General features: G+C 41.1%; 15 protein-coding genes. 9 read left to right on the plus strand and 6 right to left on the minus strand.

Going from position 1 to position 22,300, the window contains the following annotated elements:
- Positions 1–177: 177 nt before the first annotated feature.
- The 9 genes from tkt to Q4600_RS07465 all read left to right on the plus strand — a co-directional run bounded on the left by tkt (position 178) and on the right by Q4600_RS07465 (position 11,664).
- Positions 178–2,172 carry a transketolase gene (tkt, locus tag Q4600_RS07425; RefSeq protein WP_248956309.1) on the plus strand — a complete coding sequence of 665 codons (1,995 nt, stop codon included), beginning with the start codon at positions 178–180 and terminating at the stop codon, positions 2,170–2,172.
- Between the two features lie 130 nt (positions 2,173–2,302).
- The gene (gene epd, locus Q4600_RS07430; RefSeq protein WP_102527814.1) at positions 2,303–3,325 is read left to right on the plus strand and encodes an erythrose-4-phosphate dehydrogenase; all 1,023 of its coding nucleotides are present in this window, start codon (positions 2,303–2,305) and stop codon (positions 3,323–3,325) included.
- Between the two features lie 86 nt (positions 3,326–3,411).
- On the plus strand, positions 3,412–4,587 hold the full coding sequence (locus Q4600_RS07435; RefSeq protein WP_303514572.1) for a phosphoglycerate kinase: 1,176 nt from the start codon (positions 3,412–3,414) through the stop codon (positions 4,585–4,587).
- A gap of 257 nt (positions 4,588–4,844) precedes the next feature.
- The gene (gene fba, locus Q4600_RS07440; protein WP_303514569.1) at positions 4,845–5,909 is read left to right on the plus strand and encodes a class II fructose-bisphosphate aldolase; all 1,065 of its coding nucleotides are present in this window, start codon (positions 4,845–4,847) and stop codon (positions 5,907–5,909) included.
- A 316-nt stretch (positions 5,910–6,225) separates the two neighbouring features.
- Positions 6,226–7,569: an MATE family efflux transporter gene (locus tag Q4600_RS07445; RefSeq protein WP_102527811.1), complete on the plus strand. Its 1,344-nt coding sequence runs from the start codon at positions 6,226–6,228 to the stop codon at positions 7,567–7,569.
- Between the two features lie 126 nt (positions 7,570–7,695).
- Entirely contained in the window at positions 7,696–8,436 is a 741-nt protein-coding gene (locus tag Q4600_RS07450; RefSeq protein ID WP_102527810.1) for a YdiY family protein, read from the plus strand.
- A 446-nt stretch (positions 8,437–8,882) separates the two neighbouring features.
- The gene (locus Q4600_RS07455; RefSeq protein ID WP_303514562.1) at positions 8,883–9,641 is read left to right on the plus strand and encodes a hypothetical protein; all 759 of its coding nucleotides are present in this window, start codon (positions 8,883–8,885) and stop codon (positions 9,639–9,641) included.
- Entirely contained in the window at positions 9,634–10,188 is a 555-nt protein-coding gene (locus Q4600_RS07460) for a hypothetical protein (RefSeq protein WP_303514559.1), read from the plus strand. The genes Q4600_RS07455 and Q4600_RS07460 overlap by 8 nt, the downstream gene beginning before the upstream one ends.
- A gap of 84 nt (positions 10,189–10,272) precedes the next feature.
- Positions 10,273–11,664: a hypothetical protein gene (locus Q4600_RS07465; RefSeq protein WP_303514556.1), complete on the plus strand. Its 1,392-nt coding sequence runs from the start codon at positions 10,273–10,275 to the stop codon at positions 11,662–11,664.
- A 272-nt stretch (positions 11,665–11,936) separates the two neighbouring features.
- Here Q4600_RS07465 and Q4600_RS07470 read toward each other — a convergent pair whose 3' ends face one another.
- The 6 genes from Q4600_RS07470 to Q4600_RS07495 all read right to left on the minus strand — a co-directional run bounded on the left by Q4600_RS07470 (position 11,937) and on the right by Q4600_RS07495 (position 22,102).
- Complete coding sequence (locus Q4600_RS07470; protein ID WP_248956219.1) at positions 11,937–14,168, minus strand: PAS domain-containing protein; 2,232 nt, start codon at positions 14,166–14,168, stop codon at positions 11,937–11,939.
- A gap of 109 nt (positions 14,169–14,277) precedes the next feature.
- Complete coding sequence (locus Q4600_RS07475) at positions 14,278–14,970, minus strand: TatD family nuclease-associated radical SAM protein (protein ID WP_303514551.1); 693 nt, start codon at positions 14,968–14,970, stop codon at positions 14,278–14,280.
- 304 nt (positions 14,971–15,274) lie between these two features.
- Positions 15,275–18,415, minus strand: coding sequence for an efflux RND transporter permease subunit (locus Q4600_RS07480; RefSeq protein ID WP_303514548.1), 3,141 nt, complete (start codon positions 18,413–18,415; stop codon positions 15,275–15,277).
- On the minus strand, positions 18,415–19,617 hold the full coding sequence (locus Q4600_RS07485) for an efflux RND transporter periplasmic adaptor subunit (protein WP_102527803.1): 1,203 nt from the start codon (positions 19,615–19,617) through the stop codon (positions 18,415–18,417). Before Q4600_RS07485 ends, Q4600_RS07480 begins: the two co-directional genes overlap by 1 nt.
- Positions 19,618–19,911: 294 nt before the next feature.
- Complete coding sequence (srmB, locus tag Q4600_RS07490; protein WP_102527802.1) at positions 19,912–21,135, minus strand: ATP-dependent RNA helicase SrmB; 1,224 nt, start codon at positions 21,133–21,135, stop codon at positions 19,912–19,914.
- Positions 21,136–21,226: 91 nt separating this feature from the next.
- Positions 21,227–22,102: a tRNA1(Val) (adenine(37)-N6)-methyltransferase gene (locus Q4600_RS07495; RefSeq protein WP_303514543.1), complete on the minus strand. Its 876-nt coding sequence runs from the start codon at positions 22,100–22,102 to the stop codon at positions 21,227–21,229.
- Positions 22,103–22,300: the final 198 nt, after the last annotated feature.

Here is a 22,300-nt window from a genome sequence, read left to right on the forward strand (position 1 = left end):
AGCGTTAACATGATATAAATTTAAGCCGTTTAATATCTTATTTAGCTGGGGCTTGGTAGTCAGATGCAAAAAATTGCGACTTATATCTAATAATAATTTGCGTCCCATCGCTGAGTAGGGGAAAATATGTCCCCACAATTGCCCGCTAGACCTCATCATCAACAAGCAGGAGAGAGCATGTCATCTCGTAAAGAACTCGCTAACGCAATCCGTGCATTAACCATGGATGCTGTTCAAAAAGCCAATTCTGGCCACCCAGGTGCACCAATGGGGATGGCTGACATCGCTGAAGTGCTATGGAATGACTTCCTTAAGCACAACCCAAACAACCCAGAATGGGTTGATCGTGACCGTTTTGTATTATCAAATGGCCATGGTTCAATGCTTATCTACTCTTTACTGCATTTAACAGGTTATGCATTACCTATTGAAGAATTGAAGAACTTCCGTCAGCTTCATTCTAAAACCCCTGGTCATCCTGAATATGGTTATACGCCAGGTGTTGAAACTACAACGGGCCCATTAGGCGCTGGTATCAGTAACGCTGTCGGTATGGCGATTGCTGAAAAAACCTTGGCTGCTCAGTTTAATCAACCTGGTCACGATATCGTTGACCACTTCACTTACTGTTTCTTAGGTGATGGCTGTTTGATGGAAGGTATTTCTCATGAAGCATGTTCATTAGCAGGTACTTTAGGTCTTGGTAAGCTTGTGGCTTTCTGGGATGACAATGGTATTTCTATTGATGGTCATGTTGAAGGCTGGTTCACCGATGACACGCCTAAACGTTTTGAATCATACGGCTGGCACGTTATCGCAGACGTTGATGGACACGATAGTGATGCAATCCGCGCAGCTATTGAAGAAGCGAAGTCTGTTACTGATAAGCCAACAATGATTTGTTGTAAAACGACCATTGGTTTTGGTTCGCCAAATAAGTCAGGTAGTCATGATTGTCACGGCGCACCACTGGGTGATGCTGAAATCGCTGCAGCACGTGAATTCCTTGGTTGGGATCACGGTGCATTTGAAATCCCTGAAACTGTTTATGAAGGTTGGGATGCAAAAGATTCTGGCGCTTCAAACGAAGCAAGCTGGAACGAGAAATTTGCAGCTTATACTGCCGCTTTCCCTGAGCTAGCAGCTGAATACAAACGTCGTGTTATCACAGGCGAGCTTCCTGCAGAATTTGAAGAAAAAGCCAACGCATTTATTCAAGAATGCCAAGATAAAGCAGAAGGCATTGCAAGTCGCAAAGCTTCACAAAACGCCATCGGTTTCTTCGGCGAAATGTTACCTGAACTGTTAGGTGGCTCTGCTGACTTAGCGGGTTCAAACCTGACTCTTTGGTCTGGTTCAAAAGGTATTCAAGACGATCCTGCGGGCAACTACATCTACTACGGTGTGCGTGAGTTCGGTATGAGTGGCATTATGAATGGTGCTTCTTTGCATGGTGGTTTCATTAACTACGGCGCGACGTTCATGATGTTTATGGAATACGCTCGCAATGCAGTACGTATGTCAGCATTAATGGGCATTCAAAACGTGTTCGTTTATACCCATGATTCAATTGGTCAAGGTGAAGATGGACCAACTCACCAACCAGTAGAACAACTTGCTAACTTACGTATGACGCCAAACATGACTGTATGGCGCCCATGTGATGCGGCGGAAACTGCTGTATCTTGGAAGTCTGCTATTGAAAACCGTAAAGCGCCTACTTCACTTATCTTTAGTCGCCAAGGCCTTAAGGCACAAGCACGTACAGCTGAGCAATTAGCTAATGTTGCTAAAGGTGGTTATGTACTGTCTGATTGTGAAGGTACTGCTGAAGTGATTCTAATTGCTACAGGTAGTGAAGTGCAGCTAGCACTTGATTCTGCTGCAGCATTGACTGAAAAAGGTCAAAAAGTTCGCGTTGTTTCTATGCCATCTACTAACGTATTTGATAAGCAAGATGCAGCTTATAAAGAATCAGTATTACCTGCTGGCGTACTGAAACGTGTTGCTATTGAAGCTGCGCATGTTGATTACTGGCACAAATATGTTGGTTTTAACGGCGCTGTAGTCGGTATGTCTACGTTTGGTGAGTCTGCACCTGGCGGCGATTTATTGAAGCACTTCGGCTTTACCGTTGAAAACGTGGTTAACACAGTGAATGCTCTGGTTTAACCAATATACAGTTAAATAATAAGGGTAAACTTTTACCCTTTAAGTCTGTATAATGCGGCCTGCAATCACTTGCAGGCCGTTTTATTATCTGCTTTTTACTGAGTACTGTTAAGAGGAAGCTTAACCCTCAATGATCCGAGTCGCTATCAATGGTTATGGCCGTATAGGTCGTTCTATCCTCCGTGCACTATACGAGTCGGGTAAACGTCAAGAAATCCAGATCGTGGCAATTAATGAACTTGCCAAACCTGCCGCAATCAGTCACCTCACTCAATATGATACGACTCATGGCCGTTTTCAAAATACGGTTAAGTTAAAAGATGAACAGCTCGTCATCGGCGATGATGTGATTCAATTGTTCCATCAGCCTGACGCGAATTTACTGCCTTGGTCAGATCTCGATATTGATATCGTTTATGAATGCAGTGGTAGTTTAGGCGATCGAGCAGAATGCGAAGCGCATATAAAAGCCGGTGCCAAACAAGTCCTGATTAGTCACCCTTCTTCTGCTGATGTTGATGCCACTATTGTATTTGGTGTCAATGATGATTTACTCAAAGCTGACCATACAGTTGTTTCAAATGCGTCATGTACCACCAACTGTATTGTGCCTGTCATTGATGTGCTAGATAATCACTTCGGGGTGAAAAGCGGCGCAATAACGACTATCCATTCATCGATGAATGATCAACAAGTTATTGATGCGTATCATGACGATTTACGCAGAACACGTGCAGCGGGTCAATCCATCATCCCAGTAGATACAAAACTTGCTCGCGGCATTGAAAGAATTTTGCCGCACATGAAAGACAAGTTTGAAGCGATTTCAGTGCGAGTGCCCACTATTAATGTCACCGCAATTGATTTATCGGTGACATTGAATGAGCGAGTAGATATTGCCAAGATAAACCATGTTTTAGAGCATGCAGCCAGCGGATTATTTAATGCGGTGCTAGGCTATACCGATGCGCCATTGGTGTCGTGTGATTTTAACCACGACCCGCGCTCCAGTATTGTTGATGGCACTCAAACGCGGGTGAGCGACGGCCACTTGGTCAAGTTATTACTTTGGTGTGATAACGAATGGGGTTTTGCAAATCGAATGCTCGACACCAGCTTAGCAATGATATTAGCTAAGCAAACAGATAACTAATTTTATTGTTATTGAGCGCTTTATCTCTGTGGGTAAAGCGCTCAGTAGCAAAAGCAGTTTTGTTTTTAAATTATAAGGAAAGTCTAATGGCTATTATCAATATGAGTGAGTTAGATTTAACCAATAAGCGTGTGCTTATTCGTGAAGATCTAAACGTACCTGTCAGTGATGGTGTTGTAACTAGTGATGCTCGTCTACGTGCTGCTTTACCAACAATTAAGCTAGCGCTTGAAAAAGGTGCAGCTGTGATGGTGATGTCACATTTAGGTCGTCCAACTGAAGGCGAGTTTAACCCTGAGTTTTCTATGCAGCCAGTGGTGAACTACTTAAATGAAGCACTTGATTGCCCTGTAAGTTTAGCGTCAGATTACCTTGATGGTGTTGAAGCTAAAGTTGGTGAAGTCGTAGTATTCGAAAACGTACGTTTTAACGTCGGCGAAAAGAAAAACGATGAAGCTTTAGCTAAAAAACTAGCGGCATTATGTGATGTCTACGTAATGGATGCATTTGGTACAGCGCATCGTGCGCAAGCATCGACTCATGGCGTTGGACTTCATGCATCAGTAGCTTGTGCTGGCCCACTTCTAGCGGGCGAGTTATCTGCTCTGGGTAAAGCATTAGATAATCCAGCCCGTCCAATGGTTGCTATTGTAGGTGGTTCAAAAGTATCAACAAAATTGACCGTTCTTGAAAGCTTATCAACTAAGGTTGATCAGTTAGTTGTCGGTGGCGGAATTGCGAACACATTCGTCGCGGCAGCTGGCCACCAAGTGGGTAAGTCATTATTTGAAGCTGATTTAGTGGATGAAGCTAAACGTTTAGTTGCAAACGCACAAAGCCGTGGCGGCGATATCCCTGTACCGACTGATGTTGTTGTAGCGAGTGAATTTAGCGCAACAGCTGAAGCTACATTAAAATCTGTTAGTGATGTATCTGATACTGATATGATTTTTGATATCGGCCCTGATAGCGCAGAAGCATTAGCTAAAATTATTGAAGCAGCAGGCACTGTTGTGTGGAATGGCCCAGTTGGCGTATTCGAATTTGACCAATTTGGCGAAGGTACTAAACGTATCGCGCAGGCGATTGCCGATTCGAGTGCATTCTCTATTGCAGGTGGTGGCGATACATTAGCAGCAGTAGATAAATATGATATTGCTGATAAAGTCTCTTATATCTCTACAGGTGGTGGTGCTTTCCTTGAGTTCCTTGAAGGAAAAGAATTACCTGCAGTAACCATGCTTGAACAGCGTGGTGCTTAACAGCAAGTATAAAAAACGTTTTAGCCATTTCGTCACTTAGATGCTAACCAAAGAGTTGGCACTATGGCTGACGGGCTAAAACGGAAAGATTGCAGTAAGAAAAATATAATTATTAGAAAAAAAACCGCCCGTGTTCTTTATTGAAACGTTGGCTATTTACGGATAGTTAACCTGGCTTTGAAGTGTCATAGGGTATAAAAATCAATCCAAAGCGATAGCGACCTAGGTGAGACATCACCCTATTTTTGGAGTAAAAAATGGCCTTAATATCTCTACGTCAAATGTTAGACCATGCTGCAGAACACGATTACGGTGTTCCAGCATTCAACGTAAACAACCTTGAGCAAATGCGTGCAATTATGCAAGCTGCTGAAGCAACTGACAGCCCTGTGATTGTTCAGGCATCAGCTGGCGCACGTAAGTACGCTCGTCCTCAGTTTCTTAAGTACTTGATGGCTGCTGCTCTTGAGCAATATCCAGATATTCCAGTATGTATTCACCAAGACCATGGTACCGATCCTGATATTTGTCAGCGTTCTATCCAATTAGGTATGTCTTCAGTGATGATGGACGGTTCTTTGATGGCTGATGGTAAGACACCTGCATCATACGAATATAACGTTGATGTTACTCGTCGTACAGTGGCTTTTGCACACGCTTGTGGTGTGTCTGTTGAAGGTGAAATTGGTTGTTTAGGTAGCCTTGAAACCGGTGAAGCTGGCGAAGAAGATGGCATTGGCGCTGCGGGTATCCTAACAATGGATCAAATGCTAACTACGCCAGAAGAAGCTGCACGTTTTGTTGCTGATACTCATGTTGATGCATTGGCTATTGCAATTGGTACCAGCCATGGTGCTTACAAGTTCAGCCAACGTCCTACTGGTGATGTGTTGCGTATTGACCGTATTAAAGAAATCCACGCTCGCATTCCTAATACTCACTTAGTTATGCACGGTTCTTCTTCTGTACCGCAAGAGTGGTTAGAAGTGATTAACCAGTACGGCGGCGCGATCCCTGAAACTTACGGTGTGCCGTTAGAAGAAATCGTTGAAGGTATTAAGCACGGTGTGCGTAAAGTGAATATCGATACTGATCTACGTTTAGCCTCAACGGGTGCAGTACGTAAATTCCTTGCTGAAAATCCATCAGAATTTGATCCACGTAAATTCTTAAAAGCATCTATGGAAGCAATGGCTGATATCTGTACAACACGTTACGAAGCATTTGGTTGTGCTGGCATGGGCTCTAAGATCAAGCCTAAGTCACTACAAGCAATGTATAAAGCGTATCAGTCAGGTGAACTTAATCCTCAAATTAACTAATGGCTGACTTTTACAAGAGTCTTTAGTTATATGAGTATTTAGTTACATGAGTCTTTAGTTATATGTGAAAGTAACAACACTTATCAGTTAACTAATTGATTAATAAAGCTTCAAAAAACCAGCGGTCAACGCTGGTTTTTTTATGGCCAAATTTTGATGAAACAACTTGTATCAAAGGCGTTTATAACGCATTATCCCCGCCCTTAAAAATGGAATAAAACTGACTCAGCTTAATTAGAGACATATTAACTGTCATTTTGAGTCGTTAACCTTGTCATGGAATATGCTCACCTTTAACCATTACTGAAGTACTAACATGCACGTAAAATCAGACAAACCACTCTCATTATTCGCGTTGACTTGGCCATTATTTTTCGATTTTGCGCTACATTTTTTAACCGCAGCGTTAAATACGTTAATGATTAGCCGTGTTTCCTATCAAGGGGTGGCAGCGTTATCTGTTGGTAATATGGTCTTTGAGTTATCCATTACCTTATTTAGTTTTGTCAGTATTGGCGCGAGTGTGGTCATTACCCAATATTTGGGGGCTAAAAATCGATCAACAGCCCGCGATGTTGTTTATTCCTCTATTGGGTTTAATTTAATGGTTGGGGTTGCAGCAGCGCTTGGAGTATTTTTTGGCGCGGGGCTAATACTGCACCTGATGAACTTACCGGTAGAGTTAATTCCCGATGCTAAGTTATATTTGCAAATCGTTGGTATCTGTTTGATCCCTGAAGCTATGGCAATGTGCTTAGCTGCTGGGATGCGTGCCCATGGATTTACTCAGCAAGCCATGTGGGTCACTTTATTAATGAACGTGATTACCTTCTTGGGCAATTTATTATTGCTATACGGCTGGTTCGGTATACCTCAAATGGGCGTCGCTGGCGTTGCTATTAGTACCGTAGTAGGTCGACTCGTCGGCATGTCTTTGATGGCATATTTATTTGTTAAGTACACCCAAATTCCGCTTAAAATAACTGAAATTATTAAGCCTAAAAAGCATTTACTTGCCAAAGTATTCCATATTGGCTTACCTGCGGCAGGGGAAAATATCTCTTGGATGCTGCAATTTATGGTGGTGACAGCCTTTGTTGGTTTGATGGGTGATAAAGCCCTTGCAGCGCAAGCGCTTTATTTTCAAGTCTGTATGTTCATTCTTTTGTTCGGTTTATCTATCGGTATTGGCAATGAAATTATGATTGGCCATATGATTGGTGCCAAGCAATACCAAGCTGCTGAGACACAAATGTATCGAGCACTCAAAATTGGACTGGTTCTAACGACGATTGTTGCAATTCTTGCCGCCTTAATGGGGGAAAGGTTAGTGGCCTTTTTCACAGATGATCAAGATATTCTCGCTATGGTTGGGCAATTATTTCTTCTGACTTTATTGATGGAGCCAGGGAGAACCTTCAACTTAGTGGTAATTAATGCTCTGAGAGCTAGCGGTGATGCACGCTTCCCCTTTTTTGCTGGTCTTATATCTATGTGGTGTATAGCTGTGCCTGGTGCATACTTCTTTGGTATTTACCTCGACTTAGGCTTGGTCGGCATTTGGATGGCCTTGGCGATAGACGAATGGGTGAGGGGATTAACCATGTTATGGCGCTGGCGGAGTGGCCGCTGGCAAAGTAAGAGCTTGTTATCTGCTTAAAAACCGCCATTTGGAGTTTAAATATTAAATGCACAGTAGTTTTTTCATTTTTGATACCAAAGTGTTAGAATTCGGTTCGATTACTGGGGTGAACTTGAATTAATTGTAAATAAAGGATTTGATGACATGAAAAAACTGCTACTTGCTGCAGCTGTAACACTTGCCATGCCATTTGCGGCCCATGCTGGTGCTGATTTTGTTGAAGGTGATGCGACGTTTGCTGGTGAAGCTGAGTTAGGTGCAACGTTAACAACGGGTAACACTGATACTTCTTCTTTTAAAGCCCGTCTTGGCCTTAAACAAGAGCTGGGTAACTGGGAAAATGCTTACTTACTAGAAGGCTTATATAAAGAAGACTCTGGTGAGAACACGGCAAAACGTTACTATGCTGGTATCCAAGGTGATTATAAGTTTGATGAAAAGAACTACATGTATATCACAGCAAACTACGAAGCCGATCCTTTTACTGGTTTTGATTATAAAGCAATTGGTTCAGCCGGTTATGGTCATAAATTTATCGATACGGGTAGAACATTTTTAAGTGCTGAAATTGGTCCTGGTTACATTTATAAAAAGCTAGATGATGAACAGTCTTTAGCATTGGGCTATGACACTGAAGATAGTGTAGTTGCGCATGGTGCACTTAACTTTTCTTATGAAATAACAGAAAGCTCTAAGTTTACTCAACTCTTCGTTGCTGATTACGGTGATTATTTAGAGGGACGTTCTGAGTCTGCGTTAACAGCTAACATTATCGGTGCGTTAGCGATGAAGTTTGCTGTGATTGTTCGTTACAACAGTGAGCCTTTAGAAGGTTTCAAAAGCACTGATACTGAAACAAACATGACACTGTTATACGCATTCTAATGTATTCGGGATATCACCGGTAAACATTTGTGTGAACCTATAAAAGCCGAGGATAACTCGGCTTTTTTGTCGCTATTTTTTGAAACGGTTTTACTTTTACCAAGCGTGTACCGCTCTAATGTTATTAGCGTTATGAATGTTACATTTGAGGGCTAGGTTTACTTTGTATAAACATAAATGGAGGCTTGCCTTATGATCTCTGCTTAGATAGGGGAGGTTGTTTGAGTGCTTTTTAATCTTATAAGTCTCTGGTAAATATTATTATTTTGTTAAAATGGTTAACACTTGTATCCGTTTTGCTGTTTCTGACAAAGAACTCTTACGAAATTACGAGGGCTAGTTCACGAAATTAAATCTAGGCTATCTATCCTCTGTTTTGATCACAAACTATCTTTTTTGGCTAGCGTATAATAATTGGTGATATTGACTAAAGAGATAATATAGGAATGCAAATCGGGTGTTGTTGGTTTGATGATGAGCAAAAAGAGCTTATTAATCAATCTAATGCTACTAAATGGCAACTCAATTATAATGAGTACAAGGTGTTAAGCATACTTGCAAAGCATCGTGGCCATGTTGTACCTATAGAATCACTGTCATTTCCAGAAGAGCATGATGGCTATTTACACAGTTTATCTCTTACGGAAATGGAACAACTTGTAGAAAACTTCCAAGATTACTTTGGTGAAGCTCATCGTGGCCTAATTGAATTAATTGCAGATCAAGGGGCCATTTTATATAGCAATGTGGTAGTAAATCGTACCAGCTTGCTAGATTCCCCCACTAAAGTTATTTCAAAAGCACATTACATTCTCGTTATTCTTATGACAATAATTGCGTCTTATTTTGTCCACTCAAATCTAAAAGACTCGGGCTTTAGAGTGCCAGATTTTAGCGCTGAATTTATAACTCCTGCTGGTAGCTTAGCTAAGCTTTATGCTTACGAGTCTGAAGGGAGTGAGGACTATCATGGCGATTTTATATCTCGTTCTGAAAATGCGTTAAGCGAATTATCAAAGTGTGATGTGATGGATTGGGATTCACTTTTAGTGTCGATTGCTCGCGATAATAGAACAATTAGCGTTGTTTTGAAAAAACGTGATCAGGATGGGTTACATTTTGAAAATATTAGAGTGATAAAAGAAGATCCACAAATGACTGTTGTGAACCAAGATTGGTTAAAAGAGGTGAATATTTGTGGCTAATCGTCTAGCACAATTTCTAATGACTAAGCTTGGGCGCGCTGTTTTTATTCTGTCGAGTACAGTTCTGTTTTGTATTAGTATTTTAATACTGGAGTCTTTTGCTGATTCGCGTCAAGTGTCGGCATTTGATTGCAGTACAAAAATTCACGCAATGACAGCCAATGATAATATTGTGATTAACACCCCTCAAATCTCGATACATCTCTCATTGACATTCAATGATGAGAAAATTTATTTAGACTATTTTAGCGAGCAACCTGAATCATCACGTGAACATTTATCTTTAAAAGGTCAGCTAAGAGAGCTTGAGATTGGTAAGTTATTGTATCAGCTAGATTTAGATATAACAGATGCTAAGTTTGTATCTGATAATTCATCATTTCAGAGTTACTTAGCCAATGAATTCAATGAATCAAAAGAGAACCTTGCTGTTGGTAACCAAGTGAGTGTTAACGTTCAAGTGCTAGAGATGGACGCAGACAACGGCTTTATTTTGGTAAAGTTTACTCCTTTTAGCACCCTTTGGGCTTGCCAATTGCACGAATAAAGCATGAGTTGTTAATATCCCCCTTTCTCATTGTTCGCTAAATTCGTTATAGTAACTATATTCTCCGTTATTGAGTTCTCCTCAGTGGCAAAAATCAAAGTAAAACAAGAAGAAGCATTATCAATTAAGTTCAGCCATCAGATGGAGGTTGGGCATCAGCGTGCACTCGATTTATATTTTTATTTGCCAACAGAAATGGGCATTGGCGATAAAACCTTAGATGAAGAAGAGTATTATCATAGCGCCATTGTCGGGCGTCGTTCCTATTATTCTAAGGGCCTGCATTTACCTTTAGTGCAAAACCGTTTTGTGAGTATTAATAAACGTACTAAAGAAGAGTTCCGCTTCTACCTTAATTTATTCGCTTATCAATTTGCCGTTGCTATTGAAACTGATGCTAAGGAATTAAGGCAAATTAACGAGGCTGCAGAGTTTTATCCTGCATTAGCAGAGCTTGGCACATCGGTTACACAATTATTAAAGAAATTTCGTCGTAATGAACCCAGCGAAGAAAAGTGGCAATCCTATTTTGCTAATGCTGATAACTATCTGTCTTGGTTTTGTGAACAGCAATTACTTAAAACACTAGCTTATCGGCCTCGAAATGCTGATTACAGTGATATCAAAGAGCAGATAGTTAACTTGTGTCGTGCTGAAAGTCATTACCGTGAAGAAGAAAAAAAGTACAATTCGGCAGGTACAAAGCAAGATGCAAACCGCATTTCAAATAAGATGTTGTTACTGCGCCGCTTGATCCAACAAGGTGTAGTACTTAAAGAAGAGCTAAAAACCCTCGGAGTAGGGCTAAAGAAGTTCGTGACAGGGTTAGCCACAACCCTGGTTATGTTGGTCGTCTCAACGTTGATTATTAAAGCACAGGGCGTATTTAGCGGCTTAACCATGAGTTTAATCGTTACCCTAGCGATTATTTATGGTTTCAGGGAAATTTTTAAAGAAGATGTGCGCAATGCCCTATGGCGCTTTATTCAACGTGGGCGTCCACGTTGGAGTCGTATTCTTCGAGATACCTCGACTAAAACGGTGGTTGCTAAACAGTTAGTTTGGCTCGATTTCACTCGCCCGCAGGATATTCCTGCAGAAGTCGCTGAAATAATGAAGCAGCGGCATAGCCAAAACAAGGTTGATGCTGAGGTGTTGCATTACCGTATTGCCACCAAAGTCACTAATAAAGAATTTGAAGCAGGCTACTCGCAAATTCAAGAGCAAGTTAACTTTAGCTTAGTGCCATTTGCAAGGCACCTAGAGCGTGGCAAAGCCAAGATCTACAAAGAACTGGACGGAAAAGTCAGTAATGAATCGGTAGAGCGCCGTTATCAAGTCAATTTGGTCGCGGTGTTAAAAGATGGCAAAGGGCCGTTAGAATATGCCCGTTATAAGGTCGTTATGAGCCGTTCTAACATTATTGAAATTACTCGTAGTAAGTTACCTGCAAACTTATTAGAGATGGGTGATTAAGTCGCAGTGTTAGCTGTTTTTTATCAGATTAACTTAAGCTTTCAATATACTTAAACCACTTTAGGTCATATCAATTAAGCAGCTTTAGGCTATTTCAATTAAACAGCTTTAGGCAATTTCAATTAAACAGCTTTAGGCAATACCATAATGAAACACAAGGGCTGCAATTTTCGTTCAGCCCTAATACACAGTTCCTTCCTAATATATAGTTCAGGTTCTGGCAGATTGATAAGCAAAATATCCGCTCTGTACTTTATGTGTTGCGAATAAATTTAAGCCTTGCGAGTAAAAGCTTGGCAGATGTTTTGATCACCCGTTTGCTTAGCGCGTTTCAATGCAACTTCAGCGTTGGCTAAATAGTCTTCAAAACTTTGCTGTTCAGGGTAACCAGCAATGCCGATATTAATCCCTTCATTTAAGTCGCTTTGTTCTAATCTATCCATCGTACTCATTGCATATTTGTGCGCTTGAATTGAATCACTCAACGGCAATAAAATCACTAATGAACCTAAACGCCAACGGGCAACTTGATAACCAGTAGGCAAATCAATCAGCAACTGAATCTCAATGTCTTTTTGACGTTTTTCAAGATGATCAATATCGCTGATATGGCTAATTAATCCTTCAGGGTTAATATCCATAATCATTAAACAGGTTTGCTCGCGATTAGGCTCTGTTAACGTACTAAAATGTATTTCTAATTCGGCTAATGGCAATATCATCGAACTTAATGGCGATTGCTGTGATGGGAGTTGCTTAGATAATGTCTGCTGTTTTAATACCTGTAAGGTAATCACTAAGTACTCTATATCACCATCAAGTGAATGTTCTGCTTGAATACTGGCTTTTAAACTATTAGCAAATCGTGTGCCTGTGTTGGCTATGATTTGGCCTTTCCACTTTCCTTGTAAACTTAAGCGGCTGGTAATGTCGGTCCATTGTTGAGTTATTTCTTCGCCTAATAAATCAACAATATTAGCTTTACTCGCTTCTTCGACATCTAACAGTTTTTTGAATTTATGGTTAAACTTAATAAGCTCACCATTTGCATCGGTCAATGCTGTCGCGACATCACTTTCTGACAATAACTGATAGCTATAGGCTTGCTGTTTTACTGTGCTTAATTCGGTGACATTCTCAAAGGTAATCACCCAATAGTGTTCACTTTTTAAGTGAGTTGTACCTGGTTGAGCATAAACGTAAATGGTGCAATTTTGATCGTTAAAGCTGATGACTTCAGACCAAGGTTTATTGCCATTCATTGCTTGTACTAATGCTTGATAAGTGTGGTCTTCTAGTTGCAGTATTCGCTGTAATCTTCTTTCTAGTAGCTCGTCGATGTCTAAAGACAAGGTTTCAGCGGCTTGTTTATTGGCTTTAATGACTCTTCCGCTGTTATTCACCAATAAACAGCTTTGATGGCTATTGAACAGACTGCTGGACAGGGTAATGCTGTTCGTGTTGGCGTTTTTCTCAAGTTGAAAACGGTGACGAGTAAACAGTAATGCACTGGCTAATGCCGCAATAATGACGCCGAAACTCATTAGGATATAACGCCACCGCTCAAACCTTGCTGCAATATCTTCGTGGCGAATATATGACAATAAATAATATTCCCTAATGATAGGGTGATGGGCAGCAAGCTCAATTTTAAGAAACACAAATGTACCGACATCATTGTGATACTGACCAAAATTGGTATTGGCCATTTGTTGCCAAATAGACGGATAACTTTGTTGCAAACTGCCACCTAAGGCATTGGGCATTTTCTTGAGTGGACTGTTTTGTTCATCACCTGCGTATAATTTACCGTCTTCGCCGAGTAACAATAGCGGTGTATCGTGATTGAAGAACGCGGGTTTAATCGATTGCAGTACTTCGGTAATGGAATTGTAAGTGACTAAATATCCACGAATACTTTGATCGGGGTTTTCAATCCAAGCTAACTGAAAAACAAAAGGAACCAGTTTGCCATTGATAGGCACAAATTGAATCTGAGAAGAATAAATATCATTACCGCCCATGATTTTATCTTTACTTAACACGACTTCAGGAAGCGAGATGTTATCAAAGGCTGGGGTGGTGGCAATACGGATATTACCCTGAGGATCAAATAAGGTGAGTCCCAAGAGTTCTGGAATATGAGTCAGTAACCCAGACCAATTTTCGAGTAAGCGTTCTTTTTGAAGTTCAGCTGGCGTTGTTAAATACTGGTTCATCAACTCGCCATTAGCAAAGGCTTGGGTACGAAACTTAAGGAAGTTAACTTTATCTGACGCCAGTGTACCTACAGTTTGCAATTCACTGTAACGTTTATCGGCCCAATCCTCTTGTAAGCGACGTTCGCCCAAGCTGAGTAATAGGGTGGTAAAAATAATGACGCTGATGATCATCACAGACAATTGACTTGCTAAGGCCAAGACCTGTTGACGACTCCAATGGATATCTTGCGCTGAAATGAGCAGAAATTTTGAGACGTTTTTATTGGTTTGTCTTTTAAACATTCACTTACTTATATTAACTGTCCCGATAGGCTGATGTTATCACGAAAGCTTTACTAGGTTGACCTCAGTAAAGCTTTTTTAACGATTTTATTACTAAAAAAGCGCTAGATTAACCCACAATATCCAGTTCTCTTTGCTTAAACTCACAGCCTCTTTGTTCGACTATTTCTCGGCATCGCGCAATATCGACCTGATCGAGCCCATTAATGGCTGAGACTTGAACTTGAGGAATATATTGTGGTGCAAGCTCAATGAAGGCTAGCAGTGCGTCATAAGCGCCTTTGAGTTTAGGTTTACAGTGTTGGATATAAAGCGCTTCAGTGTCCGCATTAAGTGAAATAGATAAACTATCAATACAAGCTGAGAGTTCTGGAAGGATGTTTCTTCGATGAAATAGATTGCCCAGTCCATCAGAATTTAGACGAGTTTTACCGCCTTCAGACTTGATGTATGTGGCAACCGTTATCAGGGTTTCTAAATTAAGCGTTGGCTCGCCATATCCACAAAACACATATTCATCAAAGTCAGTTACCTTACCTAAAAGCGGGATAATATCAGCTGGCTTTACTTGTTTGTCTAAAGACAGTTCATATTGGTGAACCTGCTTGGAACCATTGTGTTTAGGACAGAATTGACACCTTAAGGTACAGCGGCCGGTAATATTCAGGTAGCGGCTTTGACGAATATCGTAAACCAAGGTTGAATCATGGGGTTCACTTGAATTATAGGGCTCAGTAGATTCTATTAATTCTTGTTTGTGATTTTTGGCGTTGATTATTTCGGAGTTGAGTGTTTCTGTCATAATTTTGCCATGTTAAGCCTGACTGTAAAACGCTCATTTTAGCCTTAACTCAACTTGATTACTGTTTTGCGGCTCGCATAAATAAAGCTTAACTATAATAGCCTTTCAATTCGCTAAGGTGAGACAACTCATGTCGTTGGAGAAATTAAAGAGGGGAGCTTTAAGGAATTAAAAGGGAGCTTTCGCTCCCTTTTAATGAATTACTTTATTGTGTTTAAGCCTAGAGCTAGTGTTCAAAGCCTAAAACTAGTATTTAAAGCCTAAAACTAGTATTTAAAGCCTAGAAATAGTTTCAAGCATTAGGTTAATTGTAGGCTTCATCATCGTCCTTTTTAGGTTGCCACCACCAAATGAATAATCGGCGTAGTACGCTTTTGACATCTTCTAAAATGATGTACAACACAGGTACTAAAATCAACGTCACTACGGTTGAGAATAAAATACCAAATGCCAGTGATGTGGCCATCGGGATGACAATTTTTGCTTGTAAACTTTTCTCGAGCAAGATGGGCACTAAGCCGACAAACGTGGTCATTGAGGTTAAGATAATGGCCCTAAAACGATAGCAACCAGAGTCAATGGCAGAGTCTAAAACTGAGTAACCTTCTTTGCGGGCTCGGTTAACAAAGTCGACTAAAATTAATGAGTCATTAACCACAACCCCAGCTAATGCCACGATGCCACACAAGCTCAATACACTCATGGATATCCCAAGCAGATAATGGCCAAACAATGCGCCAATCATCCCAAATGGGATAACCGACATGATAATCATCGGCTGAGTGTATGATTTTAGTGGAATTGCCATTAGCGCATAAATGGTGAACATCGCAAAGAAGAAACCTTGCACTAAACCTAACATGGCGTCTTGCTCATCTTGACTACCGCCATCAAGAGAAGCATTGACTTCTGTATATTGACTGGTGAGTTCAGGTAAGAAATCCTCTTGAATTTCACTGACAACTTTTGACGGCTCAACCGCATTTTTATTGACGTTAGCGGTAATCGTAATCGCCCTGCGACCATCAACACGGGTAATAGACGCGAACGACTCACCTAGTTCAATATCTGCCACAGTTGAGAAAGGTACTGCAACGCCCTGGGGCGTACGAATAAGCATATTCTCAAGGTGACCAATGGTGCGACGCTGCTCAAGCGGATAGCGCACCATGACTTTCACTTCTTCTTTGTTACGCAAAATACGCTGGGCTTCATAGCCATAAAACCCATAACGAACTTGGCGAGCTAAATCAGACAGAGTGAGCCCCTGGGCTTCAGCTTCAGGACGAATATTTAGACGAATTTCTTGGCTGCCAGATGAAAAGTTATCAGAGATATCATAGACACCTTCATAGGTGGCTAATTTACCTTTTAATTCTTTTGACGCCTCAGACAACTGCGCTAAATTGCTTGAAGTTAATCTGAAGGAAATATCGCCTCCGGCATCATTTGTACTGGCAGCAATATTGAGTTTTTTAACCGATAGCAACTCAGGTAATTGTGCACGCCATTCAGCAGCGATTGTCACGCCATCAATCTCACGGTCTTCGCCTTTTGATAATTCAGCAAAGATAAATGCTGAGCTTCTCGAACTCATATTAATAAAACTGTGTTTAACCACATCTGAGCCTGACTCTTGGGCAAATTTATCGTTCATTGCATATAAGGCTTCTTCTACTTTTTGCACAACATCAAGGGTGTTAAGTTCAGAGCTACCTTCTTCCATTTCAAGTTGTACTTGAATAAAGTCTGACGGAATATCTGGGAAAAACACCCAACGCACTTTACCGCTTCCTACCAATGCCAAAGATAAGATCAATACTCCAACAAAGGCTGCGACGACATTGTAACGATGGGTAATACACTTACCTAAAAATTGGCGGTAATTATTGTGAATAAAGTACTGTAGTTTTTCGTTCAGTTTTACTTTGAACTTTGAAAATACGTTGGTTGGCGGGCGCTTTTTCTTCACTTTCATGTGCGCTAAATGCGCAGGTAAAATAAGCTTTGATTCGATAAGCGAAAAGGCCAAAGCTAAAATCACCACCATGCCAATTGATTTCCAAATCACTCCCATCGGCCCAGATACCATGATCATTGGAATGAATGCCGCAATGGTTGTGAGTACCCCGAAAGTGGCGGGCATAGCAACCTTTTGCACGCCTTTGACGACGTTATCGAGAGATTGACCGTGTTTTTCAATTTCACTGTAGGCACTTTCGCCGATGACAATGGCATCATCGACGACGATCCCCAACACCAGAATAAAGGCAAATAAGGTCAGCATATTAATTGATAGATTAAACGGCTCTAATGGCATCAATAAGATGGTGCCAAGAAAACACACTGGTAAGCCGACCATGACCCAAAATGCTAACTTAAGATCTAAAAACAGCGCCAGAATAATAAACACCAATAAAGCACCGTAAAACATGTTCGACAACATCATGTTTAAACGACCTTCAAGGTAGTGGGTTAAATCCCCCCAAGTATCGAGTTCAATATTGGCCGGTAAGGTTGTCTTTCTTTCTGCTATATAGCTTTTAACTTGCTCAGATATTGCTAATGCATTTTGATCGTCAATACTGGTAATTTCGATAATGGCTGCGGGTTTGCCATTAAAGCGGGTGTATTCTAAACGTTCTTCAAAGTCATCTTTAATCGTCGCGACTTCAGGTAGCATTATTCGGCTACCATCAGGGCGTGTTGTGACTACGATTTTAGAGAAGTCTTCACCTGTATATGCTTGGCCTTTGGTGCGCAGTAAAATATCACCATCTTGAGCTCGAATTGAGCCACCAGGTAAATCTATAGATGAGTTTTGCACCGCTTGAGCGACTTGAGAGAAGGTGAGATCGTATTCTCGCAGTTTATCTTCCGATAGCTCGATACCGATTTCATAATCGCGCACTCCAGTAACTTGTGCGCGTGTTACTGCAGGTAAATCTGTAATGTCATCACGAATGGTTTTAGCCATTTCCTTCATTTCGTGCAGGCTAATATCGCCATACACCGACACCCAAATAACATTATTCTCAGGTTTTATTTGATAAATATTGGGCTTTTCAATGTTATCAGGGAAAGTTGAAATAGCATCTATTCGTAGTTTAGCTTCATCCAAAACTTGCTGCACTTCATAGCCGTCTTCAACTTCAATCGTCACAGAGCCGACACTATCACTGGCGACAGAAGTGACCTTCTTAATGCCGTTGATATCTTGAATGGCTTCTTCGATTTTTATGTTAATCCCTTCCTCAATCTCTTGCGGTGCAGCGCCAGGGTAGGCGACTGAAATATTGAGCAAGTTGAGTTCAAATGTTGGGAACACTTCTTTGTTAATCAGCAATGAGCTAAATAGTCCACCAATTAACAAGGCAAACATCAGCAGATTTGCGGCAACATTGTTGCGAGCAAACCAAGTAATAATTCCTTTATTGGTATCCATTATTGCTCACCTGCCAATGATATTGCTTCGGGATCTGCCGACTCTATTTCCACTTCTTCAGACTCTTCACCGAGTAACTTCACTTTTTGACCTGAAACCAAGTTACTAATGTCAGTAATCGAAACGCGCTCGCCCGTTGCTAAGCTGTCTTTGATAAACACATTCTCAATGTCTGTACGAACAATATTCACTTTACGGATTTCAATGGTGTTATCGTCTTTGACAATGGCGACTTGGTCTTGACGAACCACGTAGCGTGGTAATTTAACAATACCGTCGACCGTGCGACCTTTAATGATTGCAGTGACAAAACTGCCATATTTAAGTGGCAGCTCATCTTCACTGCGTTGATTACGTAGGTATGGATCTTTCACTTCAGCAACCAAGTAGACCATGCGGTTTTGTTCATCTATAACATTTTCACTGCGGACAATGTTGCCATTCCATGTAAATGATTTACCTGCGAGTGAAGCACTTAATATCACCGAAGTATCAGGGTTATCGACAGACTCTAAATAAGCTAGGTCGTTGTTGGTTAACGGTAGGCGCACTTCAGCAATACTAATATCGTAAAGCTCACCTAAATTGGTACCTAATGAAACGTACTGACCTAAATCAACATTGCGAGCTTTGATGATGCCATCAAAAGGGGCGCGAATAACGGTGCGCTCTAAGTTGCGCTGCGCTCTCGCTAAAGCGGCTTTGGCATATTTAACGTTGGCTTGTTCTTTCTTTAACTGCGGGATACGTAAACCTAACTCAGGCGGTAAGCCATTATCAAAGTCTTTGAATTCAATTTTTGCCACTTCACCGCGGGCAATCTCTTCATTTAGTGCTGCGTTAGCTTGCGCCAACGTCGCTTCTGCTTGAATGAAATCAGCTTGATAGTCAGAAGGTTCTATTTGAGCGAGAGCTTGCCCTTGCTGAACAATTCCGCCAGCAACAAAGCTTGGGTCTAAACTCACCAGTCGTCCTTGTACTTCAGTGACTAATTGAGTTTTATATTTAGGACTGACAACACCATATGATGGCAAATTTAACGATACTGTTTGCTGTTCAACGGTCAAGATATCAATGATAGGTGTTTTAACTTGTTCTTCTTTTTGTTCTGGCGCTTGTTGAGTACTCAGCAAAACGGCTGCGAGGCCAATAAATACCACTAGAATAAACAGCGGAGAGAGGATTCTTAATATTCTTTTCATTGATAAACGTATCCATACTAAAACGACATTGTTGGCTCTAAAGGACTACTCTGCTAAAAACTTAGTTTTCTTATTAAAATATTAAAGGCTTAGAGCAATATAGACTCTAAATTAACAGACAACGAATTGAAGCAAAAGCGTTAGTTGTGAATTAAATGTTTCAGAAAATTTATTTCACGATTAAACAGAGCAATACGCTACCAAATTGATTTATGACCACAAAAAAGCCCTGAATTGAGTAAACAATTCAGGGCTTTGATAAAAATTAGCTTATTTCAGCTTTGCATCGCAGGTTTATTTTTTCTTTTTGTTCTTCTTCGATTTTTTCGCTGCAATCTTATTCTTGTCTTTCTTCTTACCTGGGACTTTTGCTTCTTTGTGCGTTGGTCTTAACCCATCGATGTAACGACGCTTCAATGGCTGCTCAATATAGCGTTCAATTTTGCTAACGATACGCATATCATGAGCTTCAACTAATGAGATAGCAGTACCTTTGGCACCGGCACGAGCTGTTCGGCCAATACGGTGAACATAGGCATCAGCAGAACGAGGCATATCGTAGTTGATAACGTGAGTGATCCCATCAATATCAATACCACGTGCAGCAACGTCAGTGGCAAGTAAAATGTTGACTTCACCTTTACTGAACTTACTTAATGCTTGGAAGCGTTTCTTTTGCTCCATATCACCACGTAAGAATGCGCAAGGAATACCTGCTTTTAAAAGCAAGCCTTCGAGGCTGGCGACGACTTCACGTGTTTTAACGAAAACAATAGTGCGCTTAACTTCTTCTTGCTGAAGCAAGTTACATAACAAGGCAAATTTATGCACATTGTTATCGGCTAAATGCGCCCATTGGTGGATTTTGGCTTTCTCGCTACGAGGAGACTCAACGTCAATGGTGACAGGGTCTTCTAATAATACGTGAGCAAAACGAGCAACACCGCTGCCTTCTAAAGTGGCAGAAAACAGCATGTTTTGTTTACGACCTTGAGCTTCGATGGCAATGGTTTCTACCACTGACGAGAATCCCATGTCTAACATGCGATCTGCTTCATCAATAATCAATATTTCAACTTCAGTCGCTTCAAATTGACCTTTATCGAGGTATTCCATTAAACGCCCTGGAGTGGCGATTAAAAGGTCGATGTTTTCTTCAAGTTGTTCTTCCTGCGGTCCGTAAGGAACGCCACCAGTAATAATACCAACATCTAATTCGAGATCGGTGGCTAAATGGCAAGCGTAACGGTGGATTTGGCTGGCAAGTTCGCGGGTCGGCGTCAGAATCAATATTCTGGCTTGACCGTTAAAGCGGCGCGGGAAGTCAATCAAGTGTTGTAAAGCTGGCAATAAGAAACTTGCAGTTTTACCTGTACCTGTAGGCGCTTTAGCTAAAATATCCCGTTGTTCCATCGCCATTGGCAATGTTTGTTGTTGAACGGTCGTCGGGCTTAAATGTCCCATAGCCTTTAGAGAGTCTAATAGGCGTGGATCTAGGTCAAAATCTTCAAATAGCATGCGCTTTGGGTCTCACTGATTGATAGCCAGACATTATAACCTAAGTTGTTAATCTCAGCGAGAGACTAATCAACCAAAAGCAGATTAAACCTTAAAGTTTCAAATAAAAGTCACGGCAAAGTTGGATCATTGCCTGAGTATATTGACCTTTACCGTCAGCAATGACTAAGTTTGATGTAATTGGCTCATATTGAGGCCGAGCCTGAGTTTGTGCCTGATGTTGAGATTGAGGTTGAGCCCGAGGTTGAGCCCGAGGTTGAGATTGAGATTGAGATAGATCCTGAGATAGTTCTTTTGTTTCTGATGAGGCTGTTGATTCAATTAAGCAGGCTTGATGCTTAATTGCCAATAGCAATCGACTCGGCGCTTTAGTTTCAACAGTGCTGATATGAGTTTTGTCTGATATTTCAAGTTGAGAACAGGCGAGTGCAGCTAAAAAACCTGTTTCACTTTGCACTGGAATGATAAAGCTTGCTGTCCCATGTTCTGCAAGCAGCAATTGAACCTGTGTGAGCAAGGTTTCAAAGTTCAGTGTATCTGTATGCCTTGCCGTTGCGCGTTGTTTGGCATCGGACTGTGGGCCATTTTCAAAATAGGGCGGGTTACAAATAATGGTTTCAAAAAGAGGAAGATTTGCTTTGAGCAATTCTTGACTATATCGCTGAATACTCGTGTGTTGAACGGTTAACTGTGAAGCCCATGGGCTCTGATTAAAGTTGCTTTGGCAATCTTGCGCCGCACCTTCATCGAGTTCTACTGCAATTATTTCAGCACTTGGATTACGTAACCGCTGGGCGAGCATTAAAGACAGTAAGCCACTTCCTGCTCCAACATCTAACACTCGATATGGACCTTTGGTGTTATCCGTTGATAGCTTTGCCCATGCGCCTAATATGACACCGTCAGTACTGACGGGCATTCCGCAGTGGCTATCATCAATGTGAAATTGCTTAAAGGTAAATGGCATTGGGTCTAATTCTGTTTCAGGGTTAAGTGCAACTTGGTCTTTAGTCTGTGTCGTACACAGAGGTTTATGGTACCTGCTTTTAGTTTATAACCCCACCTAAATAGCGTTACATTGATGTTGCTGAGATTGTGCTATGTGGTTGCACTGTAGCGAGAATGTTTTATGGGTTTTAAGCTTGTTTTCAGATGAGGTTTAATT

The organism is Shewanella sp. 2_MG-2023, from assembly GCF_030548905.1.
In the GTDB taxonomy this organism is placed as follows: domain Bacteria; phylum Pseudomonadota; class Gammaproteobacteria; order Enterobacterales; family Shewanellaceae; genus Shewanella; species Shewanella electrodiphila.

Coding starts and splice junctions, on each gene's coding strand:
- tkt (WP_248956309.1), top strand. CDS start 178: ATGTCATCTCGTAAAGAACTCGCTAACGCAATCCGTGCATTAACCATG.
- epd (WP_102527814.1), top strand. CDS start 2,303: ATGATCCGAGTCGCTATCAATGGTTATGGCCGTATAGGTCGTTCTATC.
- Q4600_RS07435 (WP_303514572.1), top strand. CDS start 3,412: ATGGCTATTATCAATATGAGTGAGTTAGATTTAACCAATAAGCGTGTG.
- fba (WP_303514569.1), top strand. CDS start 4,845: ATGGCCTTAATATCTCTACGTCAAATGTTAGACCATGCTGCAGAACAC.
- Q4600_RS07445 (WP_102527811.1), top strand. CDS start 6,226: ATGCACGTAAAATCAGACAAACCACTCTCATTATTCGCGTTGACTTGG.
- Q4600_RS07450 (WP_102527810.1), top strand. CDS start 7,696: ATGAAAAAACTGCTACTTGCTGCAGCTGTAACACTTGCCATGCCATTT.
- Q4600_RS07455 (WP_303514562.1), top strand. CDS start 8,883: ATGCAAATCGGGTGTTGTTGGTTTGATGATGAGCAAAAAGAGCTTATT.
- Q4600_RS07470 (WP_248956219.1), bottom strand. CDS start 14,168: ATGTTTAAAAGACAAACCAATAAAAACGTCTCAAAATTTCTGCTCATT.
- Q4600_RS07475 (WP_303514551.1), bottom strand. CDS start 14,970: ATGACAGAAACACTCAACTCCGAAATAATCAACGCCAAAAATCACAAA.
- Q4600_RS07480 (WP_303514548.1), bottom strand. CDS start 18,415: ATGGATACCAATAAAGGAATTATTACTTGGTTTGCTCGCAACAATGTT.
- Q4600_RS07485 (WP_102527803.1), bottom strand. CDS start 19,617: ATGAAAAGAATATTAAGAATCCTCTCTCCGCTGTTTATTCTAGTGGTA.
- srmB (WP_102527802.1), bottom strand. CDS start 21,135: ATGCTATTTGAAGATTTTGACCTAGATCCACGCCTATTAGACTCTCTA.
- Q4600_RS07495 (WP_303514543.1), bottom strand. CDS start 22,102: ATGCCATTTACCTTTAAGCAATTTCACATTGATGATAGCCACTGCGGA.